Below are 26,635 nucleotides of genomic sequence, written 5' to 3' on the forward strand. Positions count from 1 at the left end.
CTCTGCCTATCTCATCCTTTTATTAATAGTTAACCATCATCCATTTTTCTATTGGCACAAAACCTAATTTTTCATAGATACGCCCGGCAGACGGGTTGTCGTAAAATAAACACGGCTGTTTATGTTCTGCAGTAAGTGCACCGATCGTTTTGATCAGACAGCTTGTGGCAAAGCCTTGATGTTCGTACTCCTTTTTTGTACAGACACCAACGATCATCGCGGCACCTGCTGTCTCGGCCGCCGTTGAGACACTGCTGACCAGTTCATTATTTCTTTCAATATAATAAGTTCGTGAACTACCCTTGTCCATATTCTTCTGCAGCATTGATGGGGTTTCGGTATAATTAGTAAATATCGAATTTCGCAGCGCGACGACTTTCTCCGCTTCTTCCGGGAAAAGCATCTTCACATCTTTGCGAATAAGCGTCTGATCAATCGGAAGCCGGGTATCCCGTTTCGCATAGTGGCACAACTGTTTTTTTAAAATCGGCACATCGATATGCGGAATAATCTTTTCCACCAAATTCTGCAGTCCGGAAAAATGCTTCAATTGACCGCTCTCCAGCATCACTTTTGCCCACGTATGACCATCCAGAAGGTCGGGATCGCGCGCATAAGGGATGAAATTGCCTAAATAACGGAGCAAAATACTAAGCAGCTCACCTTGTTCATTAAAATCCCCCCACAAAGTGATCGTATCGCCTTCCATACCAAAAGCTTCAATATCTCCTAGAATAAATAGGTTTTCTGCCGGCCGGTCACTGGCAAATGTAAGGACTAGATCTCTGTCTTTTTTTGTGAGCATCCGAATCATATGCGCGAGCCCCTCTCTGTTCTCAATTTTCTAGATGAAAGATACAACACGATTCCAAGGATTACTTATGTCAACGATTATACGAAACCGCTGTCTGGATTAATGTTTGATTTACATTTTAGTTCATTTACAAGTGATTCGTTGTGATTGGCCGCACACTTGAAATAAGGTGTGTCATTTCGGTGCGATCAGGCCTGTTCATGAAAAAAAAGAGCAGAATCCGCTTCTGCTCTTCGCCTTTTATTTTTAGTTAGTTCGTCCAGTCAACTGTAATCTGATAGGGAATCGGATCAACCAATCCAGCTTCTTTAAAACCCTTGATCCGCAAGCGGCAGCTATCGCATGTCCCACACGCTTTCTCCCCGCCATTGTAACAAGAGGTGGTCAATTGATAAGGTGCACTAAGCTTCATGCCTAAGCGAACAGTGTCTGCTTTAGTCAAGTGCATCAATGGCGTTTTAATCGTCAAGTGATGGGCACTGACACCGGTTTTTGTCGCCAAATTAATCGTCTGATTCATACTTCGGATAAATTCAGGCCGACAATCCGGATAGCCACTGTAGTCAACAGAGGATACACCGGTAAAAATCGTGTCCGCACCGATAACCTCTGCGTATGCCGTCGCAAGCGAGAGAAAAATCATATTTCGCGCAGGAACATAGGTCACCGGTATCCCCTTTTCCGTACCGTCCTCAGGAACACGGATTGAAGCATCGGTCAACGCGCTTCCGCCGAGCTGTCTAAAAAAATCGAGATCTACAATACGATGTTCCTTCACCTCGTAGAACGCGGCAATTTTCTTCGCCTGCTCGACTTCGCGCTGATGACGCTGACCATAACAGAACGTGATCGGGCAGAGTTCATAGCCTACATTATTGGCAATGCTCATACAAGTTGTGCTGTCGAGTCCGCCGCTGAGTACAATAACTGCTTTTTTCACAAGTGATCGCTCCTCTATATTAAGCTGTCCTTAGCGATTATCAATAGGTTCCGGATACAGATCATGCTTGCTCAGCCTGTCAAAAGCGACCTGCTCCCAGCGTGTGCCTTTTTTACCGTAGTTGACGTACGGATCAATACTGATGCCGCCGCGAGGCAGAAATTTCCCCCAGACTTCTAAGTACTTCGGGTCCATGAGCTGTATCAAATCATTGGCGATGTTATTCACACAATCCTCGTGAAAATCGCCATGGTTGCGGAAGCTGAATAAATAGAGTTTAAGTGATTTGCTCTCAACCATGCGTTCCGCCGGGACATAGCTGATATGCAGCGTTGCGAAATCCGGCTGATGGGTAATTGGACAAAGGCTCGTAAACTCCGGAAAGTTAAATTTAACGAAATAGTCACGCTCCGGATGCTGATTTTGAAAGGTCTCCAGCAGGTTCGGATCATAGTCAAACGTGTAGGTTGTCCCTTTATTTCCAAGCAGGGTTAATCCTTCATTTTTTCGATCGCTCATTACAAACACCTCTCAATCCTGATTTAACACCATTTCGCCCCGAATAGTGTTCCGCACGCGAATCCAATGCACAATCAAATAGATCATCGGTACGCCAATGACCGCATAGGAAAATTTAAGAACATATTCAGTACCGATCGTTGTCAAAATTGCGCTTACCGGCAGAATACCGGCAAATCCGACAAACATGAACACGGTCGAATCGGCAAGTTGACTGATGGCCGTACTCGCCAGACTGCGCAGCCAGAGCATCTTGCCCTTTGTACGTTTCTTTAATCCGACAAACAGAGCAATATCGAGTGTTTGCGATAGGCTGTACCCGCAAAGCGAAGCAGCAACGATACGCGGCATCGCGCCAAGCGTTCCGGCAAAAGCCTCCTGCCCCTTCCAAAATGGCGCGGCAGGTAAATGAATCGCCGCTTGAAGCAGCAGGGTAAACAGAACATTGGCGAGCAGACCGATCCATACGATCTTTTGGGCGACCGGTTTGCCCCAGCATTCCGTAATACTGTCGAGTACAAGAAAAGTGAGCGGATAAATGATAATGCCCGACGTCATGGAGTAGCCGCCGATGGAGAAAAGCTTTGACGCGACTAAGTTCGCGGCAATGAGGCAGGTCATAAAGACCATTGATAAGATAATGAGTTTGAAAGGAATGTTCACTTTCAATTGCTGTTGATCCATTTCTGATCACTCCCATAGTTTTTTTGGTACGGCAGAGGAGGGTTTCGAACTCTGCCAAGCTTGCAACTTCTTGATTATAGATTTGCTTTGCCGGATTGACAAGAAGATTAAGCATCTTTTTTTGCGAATTACGGGTAAATTTCACTAAAAAAGGGGAAGCTGAGCCAGCTTATCGATCAGACGAATATAATAGTTTGGACTGTGCGGCACGCACTGTTTCCGATCTACGGTTCGTTTCTGCCAAACACGCGCTCCGTTCGATTCGTCAAATCCTGCTAGCTCCAATTCCTGCTTTACGCCCTGGACAAGAGCCGCAAAATCCGGATAAGCGGCTTTATAAATTCCGGCAACCTCTTCCTTTTGAAGCGTGAACGCATTCATTTTATAGTGATTGACGCATAGAAAAACATGACAGCGTTCGCGGTCAATGAAATCGCCTTGCACAATTTCATCCCGGATCACGCCGAGCGGCTGCAGCTCCTCCATTTGAACCGGTGCGCCAAGTTCTTCATGAATCTCGCGAATGGCATCCGAAACCGTTTCATCCGCTTTAATATGACCGGCTGCCGTGATGTCGTATAAGTCTGGAAAATCTTTTTTCGCATGACAACGCTGCTGCATGAAAATGAAGCTGCCGGCTGCCGTTTGTTCCACAAACCAGCAATGAAAAGTCTCATGCCAGCAGCCCTTCTTATGAACCTCATCACGCGTTTTTATCCCGATTGGTATTCCCTGTTCGTTGAAAATTCGAATCTGCTCCTCATTCATCGGTACGTCCTCCATTATCAACCCTTGTTTGAAGCATTTGCGCGTGCTTAGAATTGGTTTCATGGGACTCTTCAAAAAAACGATTCAGGAAGCTGAGCATAAAAAGATGGCGTTGCTCCGCAAGCTTTTTCCCGGTCTCCGTGTTCATACGATCCCGAAGGAGCAGCAATTTTTCATAGAAATGATTTACCGTTGTCGACCGCTGCGCTTTATAGTGTTCTGCCGTTTGGTGCAAGACCGGCAGAACATTCGGATCAAACAGTTCTCGCTTTTTATAACCGCCATAGGCAAAAGCCCGAGCGATGCCGACGGCTCCAATCGCGTCGAGCCGGTCGGCGTCCTGTACAATCTTACCTTCCATGCTCGACATCGGCGTCTGCACGCCGGCGCCCTTGAATGAAAGCTCGCGAATAATGGTACACACATCTTCGATGATGCGGGCATCGGCATTTTGCGATTCGAGCCAGTCCGCGGCTGCACGTGGACCCGCCTCATCGTCACCGCCATTGAACTTCCAATCAGCGATGTCATGTAAAAGCGCCGCGAGCGCGACGATATCTTCTTTAATGCTCTTCGCATCTTCGTGCGCCATAATCTGCATGCTCGTCTCATAAACACGATGGATATGCCACCAGTCATGCCCACTGCCTTCTCCATAAAATTGTTCTTGGACATAATTCGCCGTGCGCGTGACAAGATCCATTTCATTCATCCTCTTTTCGTTCGTTTTTTTTAATTATACCTTACAGAATAAAGCTTCATATCGACGAACGCCACAACCTGCTCCCTATCACCGGTGACACTTCTTGGCCCACGATTTACACAATGCCTGCTATAATAGACACTAGATACTGCATTAATCGAAGGAGGTCTTCCGTGTGTCGCTACTTGACCAGCCGCTCTGGCGTGTGATCGACCAGTCAACGCTTGGCAGCGGGTTCGACGGTAAGCAGTCGTTTGCTATCGATGACGCGATTTGTCAATCCGTAGGTGCCGGTGAATCACCAAACACCATTAGGTTGTGGGTGCACCACAAAACGGTGATGCTCGGCATTCAGGACACGAAGCTTCCACATTTTCAAGCTGGTTTGGACGTGCTGCGAGAGAACGGCTTCAATTATGTCGTACGTAATTCCGGCGGTCTGGCTGTCGTGCTTGACGAAGGTGTTCTTAATGTTTCCCTGATCTTTTCTGAAAAGGAACACCCGATTTCTATCGATGACGCGTTTCAAGCCATGGTTGATTTTATTCGAGAAACACTTGCTCCATTTGGGATACGATTCACGAGTGGAGAAATCACTCGATCCTACTGTCCTGGAAGATATGACCTCAGTTGTGATGGCAGCAAATTTGCCGGCATCTCTCAGCGCCGTGTCAAACAAGGTGTTGCCGTGCAGGTCTATCTCTGCGTTTCAGGCAGCGGATCAGAACGCGCGCGCCTGATCCGCGATTTTTACCAAAGCGGATTGCAAAGTCAGCAGACACGGTTTGCCTATCCGGATATCGACCCACATGTCATGGCCTCATTAGAGGAACTTAGCGGAAAACAATTTGAAACACAACGTATGGTCCACGCCTGTCTCCAAACCCTGCAATCTCAAGGACCGATCTTCTCAACAGCCGCGCTGACCGATGAGGAAACGCGAAACTTCGGGCTATACTATGACCGTATGATTCGCAGAAACGAAAAAGCATTTGGACTGAATTGACACCAATCAAAACTATGACACGAAGAATATATTAATTGAAGCATCTGTATTAGGGAGGAACTGGCTCCACCATGAGACTTATGTACAAAAGCTGTGGCATCATCGCCGCTTTATTTCTATCACTGACATTGACCGCCTATTTACCTCCTTTTCAAGCCAGCATTACAGCAGAGCATACTAATAAACAAAGTACTGTAGAGACGCCATCTGCAGCAGAAACCAAGTCGTCAGAACAGAAGACGGTCCCGGTCAGCTGGGACAAGCCTTCAGGCGGCAGCTATCCGGTTATAACGAAAAATGAGCCGATTTGGATTGATGTCTCGATCAAAGATCAAAAAGTGTACATAAAAGAAGACGATCGCACTCTGTATACCATGGTCGCCTCAACCGGCCTTGATGCGAGTCCTGATACGACAACGCCGACTGGTACCTATTATATTCAAGCCGAGCGTGGGAAATGGTTCTACGCGCCAAAATACAAAGAAGGCGCGAAATATTGGGTTTCTTGGAAAAACCATGGTGAATTTCTCTTCCACAGTGTACCAATGGATAAGAATCAGCATATTCTCTCAGCAGACGCAAAAAAATTAGGTGAGAAAGATTCGCATGGATGCATTCATCTTACCGTTCCCGACGCGAAATGGGTTTACGAGCATATTCCTTACGATACCAAAGTTGTGATTCATTAATAAAGAAACAAGCAGCCAAAGGCCCCTCACGAAGGACTTGGCTGCTTGTTTCTTTAACACAGATAAGAATGTACAAAAAATAAAAGATTTAAGGAAATGAGTGTAAGGCTGACGGCGGCTTTGCCTTGCTGGTACGGCGATAAGGTCATAAGAATCGATTGGATGTGATCAGGTTAGCACCAAATCTGAAAATAGGCGGAAAAATTCCGCTTAATTAGAAAATGAACGAAACAATAGCTCAAATAGACGGAGAATTTCCGCTTATCGAATCGAAAGGCGTGAAAATGGCGGGTTTTTCTGTGCATAAGCGGAGAAATTACCCTTATTTACCTGTGAAACAAGCGCCAGGATGCATATAACCGGAAAATCTCCGCTTATTTTATTTCGGCCCTGCGTTACTTCATTAAAGATTAAAATGATTTATAAGACAAACCGGGCAAAAGCGCCCGGTCCTTAATTTCCAGCCATGTGTTATTGGTTTGTGTCTTTATGATACTGAATCGTCGCTTCGGTTACTCGCTTGCCGCGGGCGCACCGCGAGCCTCCTCAAACAGGCAGGAATCTGCGGGGTCTCACTGGCACCTGGTCCCGCAGGCGCCCTCGTACCTCCGCTTTGATTCTCGGCCAAGACACTGGTTTATTAGTTTAAATACGGGGCAAAATCACATACTTTCTTTACTTGTTAGAAAACTTGGCTTCGCCAAGCCTCTGGCGAAGGCGAAGACTTAGTTGCGACGGCCATGGACGGCCTAGTGTCCGGTGAGCCGCAGGACGCGGCGTTTTTTCGGACCGCTTACACTCGTTTCCTTTAAATGTTTTCTTATACTTTCCTACCAGTGTGAAATAGAACCGTTTGTTTAAGACAAGCTTGATGATTCAAAATGCCATTTAGAGCAGAGAAACTTTCGCTAACAGTAAAGAAACTTTCATATGTAAGGAACTTTCGCTAAGTACGCATACGTCCTGTATGCAATGCGAAAGTCATCACGTCCTGTGAAAGCACGTCCTGCAAGCAACGCGAAAGTCACCGCATCCTGCGGAAATACGGACCGGGCTTTGCAGTTAGGAAAATGCGAACGATTTACTAAGCTGACCCACCTTATTTCCTTTCACGACAACCAGACACTCGTCTCCACGAGACAAATTTTCAATCAAAACGGTCAGCCAATCCGACCGCTTGTGTATTTGTTTCACTTGATTTTTTCCGTAGATATAAACATCCTGACCTAGTTTTTCGCAGTATCGGTAAAAACGGATCATCTGTTTCACTCGAAATGCGGAAGCGTAGACTTTGAAAGAAAATATAGTTTTCATGATTCTTTCTCCTCCTTGAAACGTGCGCAAACCTTCTTGGGATACGTACAGCTTACATTAGAATTATGAACTTTATCTTAATTCAAGGCGGGACATTGAAAGAATTTAAGCAACCATCAAAAGTTTTCCATAAAAGCAAAGAGCCGAGGTGTCCGCCCGGCTCTTTGCCTTTGCCTATTTTCTTACGCTTTGATGTCACGCCGCGTATAGAACGCCCAGCCGACAAGCACAAAAAGTACATAGTAAACAGCGAGCACTGCAAGTGAGAATCCCAGCGTCATTTCATCGCGCAGCGGCGTTCCGGTTGTATATTGTGTTAAATCTGTATTGGCGAACAACACATATTTTACCCAATCATAACCTTGCAAGATATTGACAACAATAGATGAAGCCATCAAGGTGAAAATGGATAGACCAATTGCGAGACCGCCGTTGCGGAAAGCTGAAGCAATGAGCCCGGCGAACGTGACCATCATAAAGAGCGACACACAATTCAGTAAATAGCCCTTCCAAACCTCAAGCGTCCAGCTGGACTGATACACAGCTCCGTTGGCATAACCGATATAGACGTCGCCTGCTCCGCCGAACCCGAACAGAATGCCGCCAAGCAGCCATGAAGCAATAAAAAGCGTAATCAGACACACAACGGTAAACAAAAGTGCTGAAATGTATTTCGACAGCAGTATCTCCGTACGATAGATCGGCCGAATCAGAAGCAGTTTAATCGTCCCGGTATCAAATTCACTGGCAATTGATGTGGACACGACGATGATCGTGAAAATGCTGATGACCAGCACCATATTTGCTGCAGCACCTTCAACAAATGTCCATAAGGTTTCTCCATGGTGTGGTTTGAGATTATGATCAATGCGGTATTCATTAATGGCGATCGTTTTCTTGAAATAATCGGTCGCCTGTTTGTTCCCTTTGACCGAATCCATTTGCTTATTCAAATCTTTATTTTCTTGAATTAAGCTCTGTTTCCAATGCGGATCGTCTTTCGGCTGATCACCGGAATATTTGATAATCAATCCTGCAGCAAGAATAAGCCCAAGCAGAATAATAATCATGACCTTCGCGGAACTTCTGCGGTAGATTTTCATATTTTCATTTTGCAGCAAACCAAAGAAATTACTCAACGCTCTTCCCCCCTGTTACTTCCAGGAATCTGTCTTCCAGTGATTTGGCGGCAGTTGCGACACTGTAAATCTTAATTTTCGACAGGACCAATGTGTCGACAACAACCGGTATCTTTTCATGTTCAATCGGTAGTTCAATGGTTGTCTCATCCGGGAGAATCGCGTCGATCGCTAGTTTTTCCTTAACCGCCTGTGCGGCTATCCGCGCGTCGTCGACCTCGATTCGAACTTTCGCCGTTCCCTTTTCGATAAAATCATCCACAGTCTCTACACCAATTAACTTGCCTTTTTGCAGAATCCCGATACGGTCGCACATCAGCTGCATTTCCGATAACAAATGGCTTGAAACAATGACTGCTACGCCTTCTTCTCTAGAAAGTTTGTGCAAATAGGTGCGCAAGTCATGGATTCCTTGAGGGTCAAGACCATTGGTCGGTTCATCGAGGATCAAGACCGATGGGTGGTGCAGCAGCGCCTGAGCAACGCCGAGCCTTTGGCGCATGCCTAGAGAATAGCGTTTTACTTTTTCATGGATTCGGTCCTGCAGTTCAACCAGCTTCACGACTTCCATGATTCGCTCCTTGCTAATCCCTGGGATCATGCGTGCGTAATGTACCAGGTTTTGGTAGCCGGTGAGAAACTTGTACATTTCCGGATTCTCGACAATCGCCCCTACTTGAGCAATCGCTTTTTTAAACTCGCCCCTGATGCTGTGTCCTTGTATGTAAATGTTACCATGGGACATCCGCATCAGGCCGACGATCATCCGAATCGTCGTTGTTTTCCCGGCTCCGTTTGGTCCGAGAAAACCGAAGACTTCTCCTCCGTAAATGTCAAAGCTCAAATCATCAATAATTGTCTTGCGGCCAATCCGCTTGCTGACATGTTCCAACTTCACTGCCGGCTTTGATGCTTCGGCATTAGTGCTCATACTTTTCCACCATCCAATCTACTAAGCTTAAATTTTCATTGCAACGAATGTCTTCAACGCTCTTCTGATCGAGGATGACTCCGTTTTTAATTAGGATGACCGTGTCAAGCAACGGTTCGATTTCCTGCAATTCATGTGTGGTAATGATTACTGTCTGTTTTTCCAAATCAATAAATGAGATCAGACCTTTGATGATTGAACTGCGCACCATCGGATCCAACCCGGAAAGCGGCTCATCCATTAAAATAAACGGCACTTCACGGGCGAGCGTTACAACGATTTTAAGACGACCTCGGTTTCCTTTGGACAGATGCTTCACTTTCTGAGATTGATCAAGTTTCATAAATTCAAGCATTTCTTCTGCTTTTTCACGGTTAAAATCACTGAAAGTCTGCGCATAGAAATCGACGGTCTGCTTCACCGTGAAAAATGAGTAATAGGCATCTAACTCAGACAAGTAGGCAACCTTCCGGCAAATCCTGCGGCCCGCGGTTTCCCCGTCGATGAGTACAGTGCCTTTCGTCGGCTGAAGCAACCCGGAAATCAGTTTCAACGTCGTTGATTTCCCGCTCCCATTGGATCCGATCAGACCAATAATATGCCCCGGCTCAATTTGAAGGCTGACGTCATCCAAAGCTTTCTTTGTCAAATACCGTTTGCTTACACCTTCTAACTGAATCATTCATTTTCCTCCTTTTGTGCTAAATAGTCGTTCAATCCATCGAGCATTTCCGTTTCCGAATAACCCATTTCGCGCATTTCGGTCACAAAAAGCTTGATATGACTAATTTTCAGATCCTCGCGCATGCGGCGAATAACGACCGAATTTTCTGTTACAAAGGTGCCTTGGCCCCTCTTTTTTTCTACAATCCCGCTTTCCTCCAGTTCATGATATGTTCTTTGTACTGTGTTCGGATTCACTCCTGAGTCAATGGCCAAATCGCGAACGGACGGCAAACGCGTGCCCATTCCAAGTTCTCCTCGAACAATCTTATTCTTGATGCGCTCGCACAATTGCAGGTATATAGGAACAGACGGATTGAATGGTTGTGCCATAGTCGCTAGCCTCCTCGAAGTCGATCTCAATAATCCTGTTCACTTATGATGCCTCCAGCTCATGATCCGTAAGCCACGCAGTAATTGAAAAAACAATAATCGTTATCAGAAGATCAAACACGAGGCTGCCAACATAAAGAGCACTTGAATCGACTGTGACGTCACTAAATACTCCCGGAGTTCCCGTGCTCTTCGGCGTCACAAAGTTAATTAATGAGGAATCCGGAATTTGCCCCCAGTTCGTGAGAAAGTCAATGACACCTGATTGCGTCAACTTGGTATCGATAAAAAGATAAATGCCGATACCAACAATCAGCACAAGCCATGACCATTTTCCGATCCGTGAACGCATGGTGCGCTGCACGGTCCAGAGAAAAAGAAAAGTCACACCGCCGCCGATCCCGCACCAGAGCAAGATCAATACCGCAAGAACAGCTATGCGCGATAGAGACAGTTCCTGTGGAAAGTCATTCAGTCTGAAAAGGCTGATCCATGTGTAGGAGCCAACAACTATGCTTGTAACAGCCAAATACACCATTGCGCCTGACAATTTTGCCAGCAAAACAGCCCATGCAGGCAGCGGATTCTGCAGCCAAAGATGAAAGGTCTTGCGCTCTTGTATCACATTAAAGAGCAGATAAACCGGAACATAGAACAGCAGGCAGACAGTCAGCATGACGCCGATTACCGCAGGTGGCACGCCTAAACCGTCGCCGAAGCGCATATCCAGAAAAATACCCAGCCCCATCATTAAAAACTGCAAGACAAGAAAAATCATGAACGCCATCCAACCAAGGCGTAATTCTTTTTTAAATAAAGTAAACCAAATCGACATAGTTCTATCCCCCGATTTTTTGTATTTCTGTATTAGTTGTATAGTACACTAGATCAGAAATATCGTCAAGAATCTTCTTAAGCGAAGTTACCGGCATCATTATCTTTACCAGTTGGGATATGCTATAATGAACCGATTAAACTGAGATGATGGAGTTGAAGAAATCTTTGTTACTTGACTACAACCAAAAACTGGCGATTTTCGAATCGTTTTCTGAATTAGAGCGAAAAGATGTTTCACTTGGTCGTGTGAATTTTCAATATACAGGAAGCGCGGCAGACAAGAAAAATGTTGTGTACCATCTTCACCCCAATGGCAATGGCTATGTATTCGCAAAAGGCATTGACGGCTATGAAGCCGATCCGAAGGGCTTGGTCAACATTCGTGATTTTTCCGAAGAGGAGCTTCGCACACTGCTGAAAAAAGCAATTTTCGCTCTATCACCGGAAGGCGTCTATGAGCAGGAAACAGCAGACGGAAATGATCACGAACTATGGGTGACACCAAGCGGCAGACAAACACTTGAAATCATCTATGATAACGAACTTTGGAATGTTTATGCAGGCGAACAACTTGACGGAACATTCCGCACATATAAGGAAGCAACCGAATATTTAACCGAAGAAGGCTTCATACGGAAATGAGGTGCCGCGATTTTGCGGCGCTTTTTATTTTGACCGTAATACCAACGTTTCACTACACGTTTTAAATGACTGTGTCCACTAATTTTGGAGTACTACTTATCCCTTTCAAGTGTTTTTTCAGAGTATCAATCTGCTTCCTTTTTTCCCCTTCACACCTTTCCGCAAGGATATACAAACGATATATTTTATTTTCTATAACATATATCACATTTATCATTGTTTTTTATTAAATTATATTGACACTACGCTTGTATCCTACTAAACTTATACTTGTTTAATTGAAAATGATTATCATTACCGTTATGGAGGTGCTTCACTATGAAATTCGGTCGGTGCATCGGCGCATTGATTATAATTTCCTTCTTAATCATTTCGATGTATCCGTTACCAGCGCATGCGGAAACAGCTGTCGATGTGTCACCTGCGCTTAATGATCTGAATCACGCGATCACCGCGTTGCAAAATGGCAAATCTGCTGACACTGATTTTTCTTCCTTTAAAGTGTGGTGGCAGCACCATAAAACGGCAATCTCCAAGAGCTCACTCGATGCCTCGATTCAGCTGAGCCAGGATATCAGTTCCGCTTCTCTAGATCTACTTAACGGAGACAAAAAACAAGCGATAAAAAGTGTTGGTACGCTTCGACAAACACTGCAAGACTACCAAAGCGGATTGTACGGCGGTGGCAGAAAATCTGGGCATCACTCACTAACTTCCTACATAACCGAGCTCAGAAACACCAAGCAGTCCATGGACAAAAAGGATTGGGTTACCGCCGCGTCTCAGGTGAAACAGCTTCAGCAAGATTGGTTGTCTGTCGAAGGCGACGTTGTCAGCCAATCGCAAAACATCTATACCGAATCCGAGAAAGATTTGGTCATGATGGACGCATATCTAGCAAATCCAAGCACGCGTTCGAAGGCACTGCCGCTCGTTGACGAAATGATTACCAGTCTGAAACCACTTGCATCAGCAAATTACGGAATGTGGGACGCGGCGCTGATTCCGATTCGAGAAGGACTCGAAGCGTTACTGGTTATCGGCGCGATGTTGACCTTCGCCCGAAAAGCAAACTCGAAGCCTGCAAAGCTTTGGATCTGGAGCGGGACCAGCTTAGCTATTATTGTTTGTCTCACAGTCGGCGCACTCGTCTCATTTTTATTATCGGTCGCCGCTTTTGGCAACAACAATTCGTTAATCAACGGTTGGTCCGGCGTGATTGCCAGCCTCATGCTGCTCTATGTGGGCTACTGGCTGCATCGCAATGCCGACATCAAACGATGGAACGCTTTTATCCATTCCAAGACCAGCGAAGCAATCAGCAAGCGTAAAATGGTTTCCTTTGCCCTGCTCGCTTTTATCGCTGTTTTGCGCGAAGGCATGGAGACTGTTATTTTTCTGATTGGCATGGCCGGGCGAATGCCTGCGTCGAAACTGATTATGGGTATCGGCGTCGGATTTGGGATCCTGATCGTCATTGGTTTTCTCATGTTGAAACTCGGCGTCTTGCTCCCGATCCGTCCGTTTTTCATGATTTCAAGTTTTGTCGTCTTTTACCTGTGTTTCAAATTTATGGGATCGGGCATCCACAGCCTGCAAATGGCCGGTGTTCTTCCTTCGTCGGTTTCAGATGCTCTGCCATCGATCAATAGTCTAAGTATATTCCCATCATGGTACAGCATTATTCCACAAGCCGCGTGCTTGCTGATCTTTATCGTCATCATTCTGAAGAGACTGCCCACAGCGGCATCAAATTAGAAAACTTGGCTTTGCCAAGCCTCTGGCGAAGGCAAAGACTTAGTTGCACTTACACTCGTTTCCTTAAATTTTTTTATATACTTTCTTACCAGTGTAAAAATTCAAAACACGCCAAGGAGGCTTAACTTTTCCTATGAAGCATCAAAAGAAAATCGTTTTTTTACTAGTAATGGCTCTATTACTCTTGCCGGTCATCACCGCATGCGGAAGCGCGCAAAAATCCGGGAGCGAAAAAACAGCGCAGTCCACGAGCGACCCGGTGAAGCAGGGTACGACAAAAATGAAACAATTGAACAGCAAATTGCAAGATGCCTTGAAGAAAAACGATGTCGCTGCAATTAAAAAGTACGGGAAACAAATTAACACACAATGGCTCTCCTATGAAAACGGTGTACGTGATCGTTTCCCGCTTCAATACGCGAAAATTGAACGCTATCAGCAGCCCATCTACGCCCAATCGAATCTCGCAGATCCCGACGTCGCACAGATGAAAGAGAACAGTGACGCATTAACCGGACAATTAAGCGATTTGCTGACTGCCAAGGAGACAAAATCAAAACCATCCAAGCAAATGAACCAGGCTGTTGATGACTACCTCAGCTATGCTGATGAACAAATCGACATGCTCGTGAAAACAACGAAACCGTTCGTTAAAGCCGTTAAAGACGGCGATGTTGAAAAGGCCAAAGAGCTCTACACACTGCCGCGTATCTACTACGAACGTGCCGAACCAATTGCCGAGAGTTTTGGAGATCTAGACCCTGCCATCGACGCCCGTATTAACGATGTCGATGATGTGTCCAAGTGGACCGGCTTCCATGAAATCGAACGCGCCCTCTGGGAAAAGAACAGTCTCAAAGGTCAAGGAAAATATGCTGATAAATTAATGGCTGACGTTCTGAGTCTGCAAAAAGAGGCACAGTCATTCAAGCTGACGCCGAAGGCAATGGTTGCCGGCGCGATGGAACTGCTGGAAGAAGCAGCAACGAGCAAGATTACCGGCGAGGAAGAGCGCTACTCACACACGGATTTAGTTGATCTTCAAGCAAATGTCGATGGATCTAAAGCGGTCTATCAGGCAGCGATCCCCGCACTCAATAATGGTCACAAGGATCTCGCGAATGCCATTGACAAGCAATTCCAAGCCTTTGACAAGCAGATGTTAAAATACAAGAAATCCGACACCAACTATGAAGACTATACAAAGTTGAGTAAAGAACAAATTCGGGAGATCAGCAACGAGCTGAGCAAACTTTCGAAGCTCATGGCCCAAACCGCAAAAATTTTCTAATAAGATAAGAAAGGATGACCCAAATGGACAGGGACGATCTCAGCACCTCAGAGCAGAAAAAGGGATATTCCAGACGGGAAATGCTGAAAATGACAGCTCTTGCCGGGGGTGGTATTGCTCTTGGCGCCAGCGGTCTCGGAACCGCACTCGAATTGTTCGGCAATACGGGCGCGGCCGATGCAGCGAAGACAGCAACAGTTCCCTTTTTCGGCAGTCACCAGGCAGGCATTACGACCGCGCATCAGAGCTACGGTTATCTGGCCGCCTTTGACATCGATCCGTCGATTCACGATGTCGCGAAAATTATGGCCCTGTTCATCTCATGGACGCGTCTTTCCGCGACATTGACACAAGGCAAACGTGAAGCAAACAGCAGCAACAAGGAATTGCCGCCGAACGACACAAATGAAGCGCGCGACCTTGGCGCCGCTAATCTAACCATCACCTTCGGCCTTGGGCACTCCTTTTTTATCAAAGGTGGAAAAGATCGGTTCGGTCTAGCGAATCAAATGCCGAAACAACTGACAGCGATGCCGAAAATTGCGCATGAAACGCTTGATCCTGCTATCTCGAATGGCGACATCTGCGTTCAGGTGTGTGCAGACATCCAGCAAGTCGCTTTCCATGCCTTACGTAATCTGATTAAGGAAGCGCTTGGTACGGCTAATATCCGCTGGATGGAATCGGGATTTCTAAATGGTCCGAAGGGCAAGACGCCGAGGAATCTGTTTGGATTTAAAGATGGAACCGCTAATGTCACCGATCCTGAAAGTCAAAATGAAGTCGTTTGGACCGGCAGTGATGAACCGAAATGGATGCGCGGCGGATCCTATCTCGGCTACCGTAAAATTAAGATGATTATTGAGACCTGGGACCGTGATTCGTATAGTGATCAGGAACAAGTCTTTGGAAGAAAAAAGGATTCCGGCGCAGCCTTTGGCAGAAAACATGAACACGAACCGGTCATTATGAGCAAGCAGCCGGCAGATTCCCATGTCCGGCTTGCTCACGGAACAGGAAAGAAAATCTTTCGACGCGCCTACTCGTACACAAATGGTATTCAAGCAGCAACAGGCAACCTTGACGCCGGACTGCTCTTTATCGCATACCAAAATAAGCCGCAGGATAGCTTTATTCCGATGCTTCGCGTACTCGGAAAGAGCGATGCGCTCAATGAGTACACCGACCATGTGGCGACCGGACTTTTCGCCGTCCCAGCCGGAATTAAGAAGAACGACTATTTTGCTCAGCACTTATTTGAATAACCTAATTATGACCGCCCTCATGCAGAAATCTTGCTTGAGGGCTTATTTTTTTTACCTATCAAGACCACTTTCGTCTATAATAGTTCTAAAAGTCGGTTGAGGAGGTTTTTACATTGCGCTATTACTACGATATCTTTGAAAACGATCAACCTGCCCTTCATTCCTAAGAAAGGGTACGGATGAATCCTATTTTTCCGATCCCTTCCTTGGGTATACGCATCGTAAAATCCCATAGAGAGAAGGGTCTTAACTCATGAAATCATCAATTATCGGAGCCATTTACTTGGCGCTCGCCGCGGCGATTTGGGGCGGTATGTACGTTGTGAGCAAATATGTCCTACAATTCATTGCACCGCTCGCGCTTGTCTGGCTCAGATACCTGCTCGCTTCGCTTCTTCTGTTTGCCTTATTGTGGTTACAGCAACGGAGAACGCATCATCACCTGAAGTTGAGCAAAAGACAATGGCTGATGCTCCTTTGGATCGGATTCATTGGTTATTTTGTCTCAATTGCCTGCCAATTTATCGGTACGAAACTTTCCGATGCTCACACCGGCGCCATGATCACATCGGCAACGCCTGCTTTTGTCGTCGTGTTCGCGCGCTTTGTACTGAAGGAAGCCTTCACCTGGCGGAAAATCATGTCGTTGATCGTAGCGACAAGCGGCGTGGTCCTGACCATTGGATTACCCAATCAATTCGGCGATTATTTTTGGGGCTGCATCGCTTTAGTCATCGCAGCAATCACCTGGGCGCTGCTTTCCGTTTATGTTAAAAAAGCGGCTGATGAACTCCCAGCGCTTTTGATTACAACCTACGCGATTTTCTTTGCGCTGATTTTCACCACACCATTCATGGTTCACGACTGGTCGACAGGAACTGTTCATCTTGCCGACGGACGCGTAATCGCCGGCGTCCTTTATCTGGGTATTGTTGCGACAGCCGGAGCATTTTTTCTATGGAATAAAGGGCTGACCATGATCGACGCGGGAGCAGGATCACTCTTTCTATTTTTTCAGCCGATTGTCGGCACACTGCTCGGCTGGCTCATTCTTGGCGAAAAGCTGTCCTTCAATTTTGTTGCCGGCAGCATACTCATTTTAGTCGGCGTGGCACTTGCCACCTTTGAGCGAAAGGCAAAGAGCGAACTGCAGGAGTTGTAACAAATTCTCGAAATCTCGTAACGAATCCAGAAAAAGTTGTAACTAATTCATCAAAAGTTGTAACCAATCATCGAACTCGTAACTAAGTCATGTAAACTTGTAGCCAATCCAAAGAAAGTCGTAGCCAATTCATCAAAAGTCGTAACCAATCATCGAACTCGTAACTAAGTCATGTAAACTTGTAGCCAATCCAAAAATAGTTGTTACCAAATGCAAAGAAAACGAGGAAAGTCTTATGAAAAAACGATTGAATCGACTTTAGAATGATGCACGACCGCCTCCAACCTTTCCTGTTTTTTCGGGATTACATCACAAATAATTGGAGGCTTCAGCAATGAGAAATGAACAAGAAATGAAGAATTTAATCTTAGATCTGCCACAAAAAGATGAACGCATTCGCGCTGTGATCATGAATGGATCACGTACAAATGCAGATGCACCACGCGACTGCTTTCAGGATTATGATATTGTCTATGTGGTTCGCAACGTTACTTCATTTACTGCAGATCACCATTGGGTCGATCGATTCGGCAAGCGGATCATCATGCAGATGCCTGACCTGATGGATATTGGAATTGGATCCGACCATGTTGCCAAGGCTAAATTCGCCTATCTGATGCTGTTCGAGGATGGAAATCGAATTGATTTGACACTCATGACCTTGGAAAAAGCAAAAGAATGGGTGAATGGCGACAGCTTGAGCATTATTCTGCTTGATAAAGATGAACAATTTTTATCAGTGCCGCCCTCAGATGATCGTAATTATCGAATTATTCCGCCTAGCGCGAAACAGTTCGCTGATTGCTGCAACGAATTCCGGTGGGTGTCACCTTATGTCGCCAAAGGTTTGTGGCGCGGAGAAATTCCGTATGCAAAGACAATGCTTGAGCACTACGTCCGCGATATGATGCTGAAAATGCTTTCCTGGCACGCAGGGACACGCACCGACTTTACGGTCAGTGCCGGAAAATGCGGCAAGTACTTGCCCCGTTATGTTGAGAAATCGGTGTGGCAGAACTACCTGCTCACCTATCCGGATGCTGAACCGGAGCATATCTGGCAGTCGTTGTTTCAAATGGGCGAGCTGTTCCGTACTTTGGCGAAGCAGGTAGCCGAACATTTCGGTTACACCTATGCGGAGGCTGAGGATCAACGCGTCTCAAATTATCTGAAGCATGTGCATGACCTGCCTGCTGATGCCAAGAACATCTTTTAACAAAGAAAAGGACGCTGACGCGCCCTTTTCTTTGTTGTTAAGCAATATATTTTTGCCGATACATCAATCCGGTCGACTCGATTTCAGGAATAATCATCCCTCAAATTTTTCTTCTTGGATTGCTGCTTTACCGCCCACCGTCCACGCGAAAATACCAATACCGAGAATACCAATGAACGAGCCGACAATGACAGCAATTGCCGATACATATTGGAACAGGACGCCATAGATGAACATCCCTAAAGGTTGCAAAGAGGTTGAGCCGACCATCAGAATCGTGAAAACGCGTCCCTGGTAATTTGTGGGGATCGTTTTCTGCATATAGGTCGTTAACGGTACATTAACAAAAACGAGTACGAGTGCCAAGACAAAGTTGACCATTCCGAAAATGGTTGTCGACACCCACGAATTCAACTGTACGAGGAGCGGAATGATCACGAAAATGAGCGGAAGGCCTTCAAACATTAACGACTTGCTGACCATGCCGATCGGATTGCTGTCAACAGTGAGCTTCGCTGCAAACAAACCACCCGCGACCATGCCCAAAGAGAATAGTGCTTCCGACAAGCTATACTGGATATTTTGCATATGCAGCACATGAATCATCAAATAGGGGAAGCCGACATTGAACACGCCGCACAGGAAATTAAGTACAGAGGCAACAAGAATCATCGAAAGAATCAACGGCTGCTTTTTTACATAGATCAGCCCTTGCTTCATCGATGACCACATCGATTCCGACTTTGCATTCGCTTGCTCTGCGACTTCAATCAAGTGAAAATTCATGGTTAGAACGATTAAGACAACGGCTATTTCAGCCACGATTTCGAAGTAAATGAACGCTTGGAATGGAACAAAAGCGAATACAACTCCGGCGGCAATCGGACCGACAATCATCGCAAGCGCATTTGCCGACTGTTCTAATGAGTTGAGCTGCTGAATAAATGGTTTGTCCACCAATCTTGAAACAGCCGACAAATAGGTAACGCTGAAAATTCGCGCATTCAATCCAAGCGTTGCGACCATGATCAATACCATGAGATAGTGCCAGCTTCCTAGAATGGGAAAAAGGGAACTGTAGATGATAAGCAGCACGATACAACCGATTTGCGTCGTAATCATGACCCGCTTGTGATCATAGTGGTCGGCGAGATAGCCGATCAGCGGCGAAAACACGATACCGATCAGAGGAACGATCAATAAAGTCGTGCCGAAATTCATCGCTGAACCTGTTAATTTCAATATGTACAGACTAATCGCAAAGTTGAAGAGCGAGCTGCTGAAGTTGCCGATAAAATCGCTGGTCACCGCTTTTTTAATCTGCAAACGTGATGCCCGCGCCAAGAAAGATTCTTGCTCCGTTTCCATCTTCTCATCTCCGGAAATGATTCATTAATTTCCAATTATAGACTTCACAAGTACATTTGAAAATAATTTTCCAAACATACAAAAAAAGCCGTGCAACAAGCACCTGGTCCTTACTTCCGCAGAATGCGGTGACTTTCGCGTTGCATACAGGACGTACTTTCACAGGATGTGATGACTTTCGCGTTGCATACAGGACGTACTTCCACAGGACGTGGTGACTTTCGCGTTGCATACAGGACGTACTTCCACAGGACGTGATGACTTTCGCGTTGCATACAGGACGTATGCGTACTTAGCGAAAGTTCCTCCTTACATACGAAAGTTTCTTTGCTCCAAATACGGTTTTGAATCATCAAGCTTGTCTTGAACAAACATTTCTACCATAAATCATTTTAATCCTTCATTAAGTAACGCGGCCGGAATAAAATAAGCGGAGATTTTCCGGTTATATGCATCCTGACGCTTGTTTCACAGGTACATAAGGGTAATTTTTCCGCTTATGCACAGAAAAACCCTCCATTTTCACGTTTTTCGATTTGATAAGCGGAATTTCTCCGTCTATTTAAGCGATTTTTTCATGCATTTTCTATTTAAACGGAATTTTTCCGTTTAAGTTGCGACAGCCATGGACGGCCTAGTGTCCGGTGAGTCGCAGGACGCGGCGTTTTTCCGGACCGCATACACTCGTTTCCTTGAATCTTTAATTTTTTATACTTTATACGTAAATAGGGCATTTTATAGTTTCATTCAAGCTGTGTCCCGTGCCCCTCAAGCGGGTCATGGATGTTTCTTTACTTACAAAAAAGAAGTGCGATTCATTCCGCACTCCTTGTTCTTATTCTTGTTACGCGTTCTGGGGCTGCGCCGCGCTCAATGCTTGTTTTGCGGTAATCAGCGCCAGCTTATAAACATCGTCTGCTATGCATCCTCGTGAAAGGTCGTTAACAGGCTTATTTAAGCCTTGCAGTATCGGCCCGATCGCAGTATAACCGCCGAGACGCTGCACCATTTTATAGCCGATGTTGCCAGCATCAATATTTGGGAATACGAACACGTTCGCCTTGCCGGCTATTGGAGAATCCGGTGCTTTTTTCGCAGCCACTTCCGGTACATAAGCAGCATCAAATTGAAGTTCACCGTCAACAACTAATTCCGGTTCCCGTTCCTTAACTAGTTTCACTGCTTCGGTTACTTTATCAATGGACGGATCTTTTGCAGATCCTTTCGTGGAAAAGCTCAGCAGGGCAATCTTTGGATCAATGCCGAACATTTTTGCTGTTTCTGCAGATTCAATCGTGATCTCCGCCAACGTCTCGCTATCCGGCGAGATATTAATGCCGCAGTCGGCAAATACGAATTCTTTTTCTCCTTTAACAAGAATGAAGGAGCCTGAAATACGTTTTTTTCCTGGCTGAGATTTGATGATCTGCAGCGCCGGACGTACAGTTTCCGCCGTCGAATGGGCTGCCCCGCTCACCAATCCGTCCGCTTTGCCCATGTAAACAAGCATCGTTCCATAGTAGCATGGATCTTTTAACCATTCCGCAGCCTTTGCCTCATCGGTCTTGCCTTTTCTGCGCGCAACAAGTGCGTCGATCATTTCCTGAAGGTTCTCGTCTGTCTCAGGATGCATGAATACAACCTTTTTCTCGTCAGCAAGCTTTTTCAACGCATCGGACGCATCCTCAACTTTACCGATGAGAATCGGCACGATCAGCTCTTCTTCCGCTAAGGTTTGTACCGCTTCAAGAATCCGTTCATCAGCACTCTCAGGAAAAATGATCGATGGCTTGCCATTCTTTATTTCCGGTTTCAGTCTTTCAAACAAATCTGCCATTGTTCGATTCGCCCCCTCATTAAATTCAATCTATACTAAGTATAAACCAAAATAACCTGTCCTACATTTGGAAAGTTAATTTCATCTTCCGCCCCTAATGGATATCTATGCTATATTTAGTAAAGTAAGAATGAAGAAAAACTTAGCGGCATTCCTATGGTAGACGAATCCGCTAATCTACTTGTATAAGAAGAGGTGTTCAGAATGTCTGAAGCAGCTCAGACACTAGACGGATGGTACTGTCTTCATGATTTTCGGACCATTGACTGGTCGGAATGGAAATCGCAGTCCGAGTGGGAAAGGCAGCAGGCTTTGATGGAATTCAATCAGTTTTTCACCCAATCAGAGTTAAATGAAGAGGAACGAGGCGGCAGCTTTGCGATGTATTCTGTCCTCGGCCAAAAAGCGGATTTCGTGATGATCTCACTTCGCCCGACCATGGACGAGCTTGGCGAATTAGAGGCTCAGTTTGATAAATCAAAGCTTGGTCAAGTCACCAACCCCGCCTATTCGTTCGTTTCAGTGGTGGAATTAAGCAATTATCTTGGCAAAGATGGCGGCGATCCGTACGCAAATCCGCGCGTGCAGCAACGTTTGAAACCGACTTTGCCGAAAACCGATTACTTTTGCTTCTATCCGATGGATAAAAAGCGGGAGCACGGTGACAATTGGTACATGCTCCCAATGGAAGATCGGAAAGAAATGATGAAGAGTCACGGACAAATCGGCCGGAAATATGCTGGGAAGATCCACCAAATCATCACCGGTTCCGTCGGTTTCGACGATTGGGAATGGGGCGTCACACTTTTCTCAGATGATCCCCTTCAGTTTAAAAAAATTGTCTACGAGATGCGTTTTGATGAAGCCAGCGCTCGTTTTGGCGAATTCGGACCATTCTTTGTCGGCACGCAGCTAACCCAAGAACTATTTAATCAGAGATTTTCCTTATAACTTAATTCATCACGGTCAAGACCTGGAAACAGGTCTTTTTATTTTGTGATTTGATCCCGCTTTCCCGCTTTCCATGTCATGATTTGCCCTGCACCGCATAGGCTTTAAGTGTACGAAAATCGGAGAGCCCATACCTACTGAAAATATGTTGCATTTTCCTTTCACAAAGGAGGTGTTTACGGCTATGGCCGTGGTTCAACACACGTCAAATGATATTTCGCTGCTTGCACGGCTGATGCGGGCGGAGGCTGAGGGCGACGGACAACTCGGCATGCTGATGGTCGGCAATGTCGGCGTGAACCGTGTGCTCGGAAACTGCCTTGACTTTGAGGGATTGAGAACGATTCAGCAGATGGTCTTCCAAAGTCCCGGCGGATTTGAAGCCACGCAAAAAGGCTACTTTTATCAAGCGGCACGTAGCGTGGACAAACGCCTTGCCGAGCGTACGCTTAAAGGTGAACGTTTTCATCCGGCATCGAACGCGCTTTGGTTTTTCCAGCCTTCAGGTGCTTGCCCTGCCCAATGGTACAATCAGTGGAACACCGGGCGATTTAAAGCGCATTGTTTCTTCTCTCCCACTGAATCGGATTGTCCAAATGTTTATTAATCATTTTATTGCTAAGGAGTGACTTTACTTATGGGTGTTCAATTTCCGCCAGACAGCTGGCCGTATGGTGCGTCATTCAGTCCCGATCCGGGTGCGCAGCCGGGCTGGGATGCATCTAGGCAGCAGACGTCACCGCAACCAAGCGGCACTTTTCCATTCCAAGGTCAATTAACCCAGCCGGCAGGCGTGCAGCAGCCCGTGGCCCAGACACTACCCTATCCCTATCCTGCGTACACAACCCCGGTTCCACAAACCGGTCAGCCGATCGTTCCTGGAGTACCGCAAGTTTTGCCGCTGCCCTTTGTTGAACAGTCGTATATTGAAAATATATTGAGACTGAATCTCGGGAAAACCGCGACCGTTTACTGCACCTTTGAAGGCAACAGTGAGTGGAACGCGAAAACATTTACCGGTACTGTTGAAGCGGCCGGACGCGACCATGTGATCATTGAAGATGAAGAAACCCGAGTACGCTATCTCATCCCAATGGTCTTCGTGAATTACTTCGAATTTACCGGACCGCTCAGCTATGAGTATCCTTATGGTCCGCAATCTCCGACCGGAAGATAATATTCTAGCAAAACGGAGCACTCCGCCTATGGCAGTGCTCCGTTTTTGTGTTTAGGTGTTACCAGCTATTTGCTCTTATCATTTTCCGTATACACGGTTCAAATCATTTGCCAGTTCATCTTTTAGTTTACCGTGCTTTTTTTCATTAAACTGCTTGGTTTCATCATACCAATTGGATGAGTCATACAACCAAACAGGACCCTTTCTTCTCTCCTCTTTTTCCCATTCATATCTTGGAAAAATATGTGCATGTAAGAAAGCATCTGTATTTCCTAGAATATCATAGTTGATTCTAAGAGGATGGCAAACATGCATAATCGCGTCTCCTACTAGACTCATATCTGTTAGAAACTGCGAACGCTCATCAATTGTCAGATCGTTAAGGCTAAATACCGCTTTATTGGGAAGCAGTACACAATAACCGGGCAAAAACTGCGTATCTCCGATAACTGCAAAGCCGCTTTTCATTTTTGCTAGAACCATTGGGTTGGTCCCATTTTGAGCAGATTCAATCCTATTGTCTCTCCAATCCATGATACAGCCCTCCGCATCGTCCATTTACATCTCAGGATGAATTTCAAAAAAAGGAGCTTGTCCGCTCTCTCCATATTCTGTGGCAATCATGCACGCAATGCGGCAATAACGATAAGCAGCCAGCTTGCGAGAAAAGCAACGCCGCCAATTGGTGTAATGGCTCCAAGCACGCGAACACCGCTCAGCGTCAGCGCATACAAGCTGCCGGAAAAAAGAAGAATGCCGACTGTCATCAGCCATCCAGACCAAGAAAGCAACATGCTCTGTCCGCTGAATACGGTTAATGCGAGGAGGCCGATCACAATCAGTCCCAGCGCATGGTACATCTGATAATGAACACCTGTTTGAAAGACGGACAGATCTTGCTCCGTAAGCCGCGTCTTCAATACATGCGCCCCGAATGCGCCAAATGCGACAGACAGGAATGCTAAAACAGCGCCAATAATGATAAAAACTTTCATGAGCCCAGTCCTCTCAAAAATGATTCTTTTTTCATTCTAGCATCTATCTAATGGTCCGTCGCATGTGCGGCTCGGAGAAGCGCTCATAGATTAGCGATATTCAAGATTTTATCGGGCGCTTTGGTCGATTTATCGAGCGTTTCCCGGTTTTTATCGAGCGCTTTGAAAACTTTATCGAGCGTTTCACGGTTTTTATCGAGCGTTTCCGCCTTTTTATTGTGGTTTTTCGCATCTTAACTTTTTGCAACCAAGCTACTGTACACATTTCCTGCTGACAAAAAAACTACGTTAGATACCTTCATAAAAAAATAATCCCCATTTATCTCACTTCTTTTTCATTAAGCATCCTGGTCCTTCATTAAAATAAACGGAGATTTTCCGGTTAGTTGCATCATGGCGCTTGTTTCGCAGGTAAATAAGGGTAATTTTTCCGCTTATTCAAAGAAAAGCCCTCTATTTTCTCGTTTTTCGATTCAATAAGCGGAATTTCTCCGTCTATTTAAGCTATTTTTCCGTTTATTTTCTAAATAAGCGGAATTTTTCCGCTTATTTATCAGATTGGGTGCTTACCTGGTCGTCAAAACGCATCTTATGATCTTATCGTCGTTACCAGCAGGACAATATGCTGAACTTTCTTTACTTGAAAAAAAAGCTGCGCGCACTTCAGCCGCAGCCTTTCCTCTCACTATTTATTTATCTATCCCAATATTTTTTGTAGATCGCTTGTGTACCGCTGTTTTCTTCGCCTTTTTCAGCCAGCTCATCATAGATCTTCTTGGACAATGCAAGTCCCGGTGTGTCCAGTCCCATCGCCTCGGCGGACTCAAGTGCGATTCGCTCGTCTTTAATCAAATGCTTGATATAAAATCCAGGTTCGAAGTCGCCTTTCAGCATACGCGGGCCGAGATTGCTGAGCGACCAACTGCCGGCCGCGCCTGTCTCAATGCTCTCCATCACTTTGTCGGTGTCGAGACCCGCGTGCTTCGCATAGCTGAGTGCTTCGGCGACGCCGATCATGTTTGAGGCGATGGCAATCTGGTTCGCCATTTTGGTATGCTGGCCCGAGCCGGCTTTTCCCTGATAGACTATTTTCTGTCCCATTGCTTGAAAGACAGGTGCCAAGTCCTCAACGTCTTTCGGATCCCCGCCAATCATGATCGACAACGTCCCTTTTTGCGCGCCGACATCACCGCCGGAAACTGGGGCATCGAGCGCGTGCAGTCCTTTTTCAGCAGCCGCTTGATGAATTTTTTCCGCAAGTTGTGGTGATGAGGTTGTCATATCGATCAGATAGGTGCCCTTTGCAGCATGGTCAATAATCCCGTCATCAAAATAGACGGAAGCAACATCCTTGGGGTAGCCAACCATTGTGATAACGGCGCCCGCTCCTTCGGCAGCTTCCGCAGGACTGGATTTCCAAACAGCACCTTCTTCAATGAGGTCATCCGCCTTGCTTTTCGTTCGGTTGTACACATGCAGCGTGAAGCCTGCTTTCATTAGATTGCGGATCATGCCCTTGCCCATGACCCCGGTTCCAATAAATCCAATCGTCTTTACCGTCATTCAGCTCACT

The 26,635-nt window shown here is 46.0% G+C and carries 28 protein-coding genes; 11 read left to right on the forward strand and 17 right to left on the reverse strand.

Annotated elements, in window-relative coordinates; all coding sequences use genetic code 11:
- Positions 1-22 precede the first annotated feature (22 nt).
- From BM003_RS05285 to BM003_RS05310, 6 genes are all read right to left on the reverse strand, one after another.
- Entirely contained in the window at positions 23-814 is a 792-nt protein-coding gene (locus BM003_RS05285) for a GNAT family N-acetyltransferase (protein ID WP_177184649.1), read from the reverse strand.
- A 250-nt stretch (positions 815-1,064) separates the two neighbouring features.
- A complete protein-coding gene (gene queC / locus BM003_RS05290) occupies positions 1,065-1,754 on the reverse strand; it encodes a 7-cyano-7-deazaguanine synthase QueC (RefSeq protein ID WP_093670841.1) in 690 nt (229 codons plus the stop codon).
- 30 nt (positions 1,755-1,784) lie between these two features.
- Positions 1,785-2,273 (reverse strand): preQ(1) synthase, encoded by a 489-nt coding sequence (gene queF / locus BM003_RS05295; protein WP_093670843.1) that lies wholly within the window; start codon positions 2,271-2,273, stop codon positions 1,785-1,787.
- A gap of 12 nt (positions 2,274-2,285) precedes the next feature.
- Complete coding sequence (locus BM003_RS05300; RefSeq protein WP_093670845.1) at positions 2,286-2,957, reverse strand: queuosine precursor transporter; 672 nt, start codon at positions 2,955-2,957, stop codon at positions 2,286-2,288.
- Positions 2,958-3,101: 144 nt separating this feature from the next.
- On the reverse strand, positions 3,102-3,725 hold the full coding sequence (locus BM003_RS05305) for an NUDIX hydrolase (protein WP_177184650.1): 624 nt from the start codon (positions 3,723-3,725) through the stop codon (positions 3,102-3,104).
- On the reverse strand, positions 3,718-4,428 hold the full coding sequence (locus tag BM003_RS05310) for an HD domain-containing protein (protein WP_093670849.1): 711 nt from the start codon (positions 4,426-4,428) through the stop codon (positions 3,718-3,720). Before BM003_RS05310 ends, BM003_RS05305 begins: the two co-directional genes overlap by 8 nt.
- A gap of 175 nt (positions 4,429-4,603) precedes the next feature.
- On the opposite strand from BM003_RS05310, the gene BM003_RS05315 reads away from it, so the two are divergent.
- Positions 4,604-5,434: a lipoate--protein ligase family protein gene (locus tag BM003_RS05315; protein ID WP_093670851.1), complete on the forward strand. Its 831-nt coding sequence runs from the start codon at positions 4,604-4,606 to the stop codon at positions 5,432-5,434.
- Positions 5,435-5,505: 71 nt separating this feature from the next.
- Positions 5,506-6,123, forward strand: coding sequence for a L,D-transpeptidase (locus tag BM003_RS05320; RefSeq protein ID WP_245734071.1), 618 nt, complete (start codon positions 5,506-5,508; stop codon positions 6,121-6,123).
- A gap of 1,062 nt (positions 6,124-7,185) precedes the next feature.
- On the opposite strand, the gene BM003_RS05325 is transcribed toward BM003_RS05320, so the two are convergent.
- The 6 genes from BM003_RS05325 to BM003_RS05350 all read right to left on the reverse strand — a co-directional run bounded on the left by BM003_RS05325 (position 7,186) and on the right by BM003_RS05350 (position 11,398).
- Positions 7,186-7,437 (reverse strand): hypothetical protein, encoded by a 252-nt coding sequence (locus BM003_RS05325; protein ID WP_093670853.1) that lies wholly within the window; start codon positions 7,435-7,437, stop codon positions 7,186-7,188.
- A gap of 182 nt (positions 7,438-7,619) precedes the next feature.
- Entirely contained in the window at positions 7,620-8,576 is a 957-nt protein-coding gene (locus BM003_RS05330) for an ABC transporter permease (RefSeq protein WP_093670855.1), read from the reverse strand.
- On the reverse strand, positions 8,569-9,507 hold the full coding sequence (locus tag BM003_RS05335) for an ABC transporter ATP-binding protein (RefSeq protein ID WP_093670857.1): 939 nt from the start codon (positions 9,505-9,507) through the stop codon (positions 8,569-8,571). Before BM003_RS05335 ends, BM003_RS05330 begins: the two co-directional genes overlap by 8 nt.
- On the reverse strand, positions 9,497-10,189 hold the full coding sequence (locus BM003_RS05340) for an ABC transporter ATP-binding protein (RefSeq protein ID WP_093670859.1): 693 nt from the start codon (positions 10,187-10,189) through the stop codon (positions 9,497-9,499). Before BM003_RS05340 ends, BM003_RS05335 begins: the two co-directional genes overlap by 11 nt.
- Complete coding sequence (locus BM003_RS05345; RefSeq protein WP_093670861.1) at positions 10,186-10,563, reverse strand: GntR family transcriptional regulator; 378 nt, start codon at positions 10,561-10,563, stop codon at positions 10,186-10,188. The genes BM003_RS05340 and BM003_RS05345 overlap by 4 nt, the downstream gene beginning before the upstream one ends.
- 43 nt (positions 10,564-10,606) lie before the next feature.
- Positions 10,607-11,398, reverse strand: a complete 792-nt coding sequence (locus tag BM003_RS05350) for a hypothetical protein (protein ID WP_093670863.1) — start codon at positions 11,396-11,398, stop codon at positions 10,607-10,609.
- 155 nt (positions 11,399-11,553) lie between these two features.
- On the opposite strand from BM003_RS05350, the gene BM003_RS05355 reads away from it, so the two are divergent.
- The 6 genes from BM003_RS05355 to BM003_RS05380 all read left to right on the forward strand — a co-directional run bounded on the left by BM003_RS05355 (position 11,554) and on the right by BM003_RS05380 (position 18,734).
- On the forward strand, positions 11,554-12,042 hold the full coding sequence (locus BM003_RS05355) for a hypothetical protein (RefSeq protein ID WP_425441039.1): 489 nt from the start codon (positions 11,554-11,556) through the stop codon (positions 12,040-12,042).
- 318 nt (positions 12,043-12,360) lie between these two features.
- Entirely contained in the window at positions 12,361-13,800 is a 1,440-nt protein-coding gene (locus BM003_RS05360; RefSeq protein WP_245734073.1) for an FTR1 family iron permease, read from the forward strand.
- Positions 13,801-13,933: 133 nt separating this feature from the next.
- Positions 13,934-15,091, forward strand: coding sequence for an iron uptake system protein EfeO (efeO, locus tag BM003_RS05365; RefSeq protein WP_093670867.1), 1,158 nt, complete (start codon positions 13,934-13,936; stop codon positions 15,089-15,091).
- A gap of 23 nt (positions 15,092-15,114) precedes the next feature.
- Positions 15,115-16,356, forward strand: coding sequence for an iron uptake transporter deferrochelatase/peroxidase subunit (gene efeB / locus BM003_RS05370; RefSeq protein ID WP_093670869.1), 1,242 nt, complete (start codon positions 15,115-15,117; stop codon positions 16,354-16,356).
- A gap of 253 nt (positions 16,357-16,609) precedes the next feature.
- The gene (locus BM003_RS05375) at positions 16,610-17,518 is read left to right on the forward strand and encodes a DMT family transporter (protein ID WP_093670871.1); all 909 of its coding nucleotides are present in this window, start codon (positions 16,610-16,612) and stop codon (positions 17,516-17,518) included.
- Positions 17,519-17,852: 334 nt separating this feature from the next.
- Positions 17,853-18,734, forward strand: coding sequence for an aminoglycoside 6-adenylyltransferase (locus tag BM003_RS05380; RefSeq protein WP_093670873.1), 882 nt, complete (start codon positions 17,853-17,855; stop codon positions 18,732-18,734).
- Positions 18,735-18,827: 93 nt separating this feature from the next.
- Here BM003_RS05380 and BM003_RS05385 read toward each other — a convergent pair whose 3' ends face one another.
- Together BM003_RS05385 and pta are read right to left on the reverse strand one after the other, a co-directional pair.
- On the reverse strand, positions 18,828-20,102 hold the full coding sequence (locus BM003_RS05385; RefSeq protein ID WP_093670875.1) for an MFS transporter: 1,275 nt from the start codon (positions 20,100-20,102) through the stop codon (positions 18,828-18,830).
- An 844-nt stretch (positions 20,103-20,946) separates the two neighbouring features.
- A complete protein-coding gene (gene pta, locus BM003_RS05390) occupies positions 20,947-21,939 on the reverse strand; it encodes a phosphate acetyltransferase (RefSeq protein WP_093670877.1) in 993 nt (330 codons plus the stop codon).
- A gap of 204 nt (positions 21,940-22,143) precedes the next feature.
- Here pta and hemQ point away from each other — a divergent pair, with 204 nt between their 5' ends.
- The 3 genes from hemQ (at position 22,144) to gerQ (ending at position 24,067) form a co-directional block, all read left to right on the forward strand.
- Entirely contained in the window at positions 22,144-22,890 is a 747-nt protein-coding gene (gene hemQ / locus BM003_RS05395) for a hydrogen peroxide-dependent heme synthase (protein ID WP_093670879.1), read from the forward strand.
- Between the two features lie 184 nt (positions 22,891-23,074).
- Complete coding sequence (locus BM003_RS05400) at positions 23,075-23,497, forward strand: cell wall hydrolase (protein WP_093670881.1); 423 nt, start codon at positions 23,075-23,077, stop codon at positions 23,495-23,497.
- A gap of 30 nt (positions 23,498-23,527) precedes the next feature.
- Complete coding sequence (gerQ, locus tag BM003_RS05405; protein ID WP_093670883.1) at positions 23,528-24,067, forward strand: spore coat protein GerQ; 540 nt, start codon at positions 23,528-23,530, stop codon at positions 24,065-24,067.
- 78 nt (positions 24,068-24,145) lie between these two features.
- Here the strand turns inward: gerQ and BM003_RS05410 are convergent, their stop codons facing one another.
- The 3 genes from BM003_RS05410 to BM003_RS05420 form a co-directional block, all read right to left on the reverse strand.
- A complete protein-coding gene (locus BM003_RS05410) occupies positions 24,146-24,601 on the reverse strand; it encodes an HIT family protein (RefSeq protein WP_093670885.1) in 456 nt (151 codons plus the stop codon).
- A gap of 86 nt (positions 24,602-24,687) precedes the next feature.
- The gene (locus BM003_RS05415; RefSeq protein ID WP_093670887.1) at positions 24,688-25,062 is read right to left on the reverse strand and encodes a DUF423 domain-containing protein; all 375 of its coding nucleotides are present in this window, start codon (positions 25,060-25,062) and stop codon (positions 24,688-24,690) included.
- A 693-nt stretch (positions 25,063-25,755) separates the two neighbouring features.
- The gene (locus tag BM003_RS05420) at positions 25,756-26,625 is read right to left on the reverse strand and encodes an NAD(P)-dependent oxidoreductase (protein ID WP_093670889.1); all 870 of its coding nucleotides are present in this window, start codon (positions 26,623-26,625) and stop codon (positions 25,756-25,758) included.
- Between the last annotated feature and the right edge of the window lie 10 nt (positions 26,626-26,635).

It is taken from the genome of Sporolactobacillus nakayamae (assembly GCF_900113325.1).
Taxonomy (GTDB): domain Bacteria; phylum Bacillota; class Bacilli; order Bacillales; family Sporolactobacillaceae; genus Sporolactobacillus; species Sporolactobacillus nakayamae.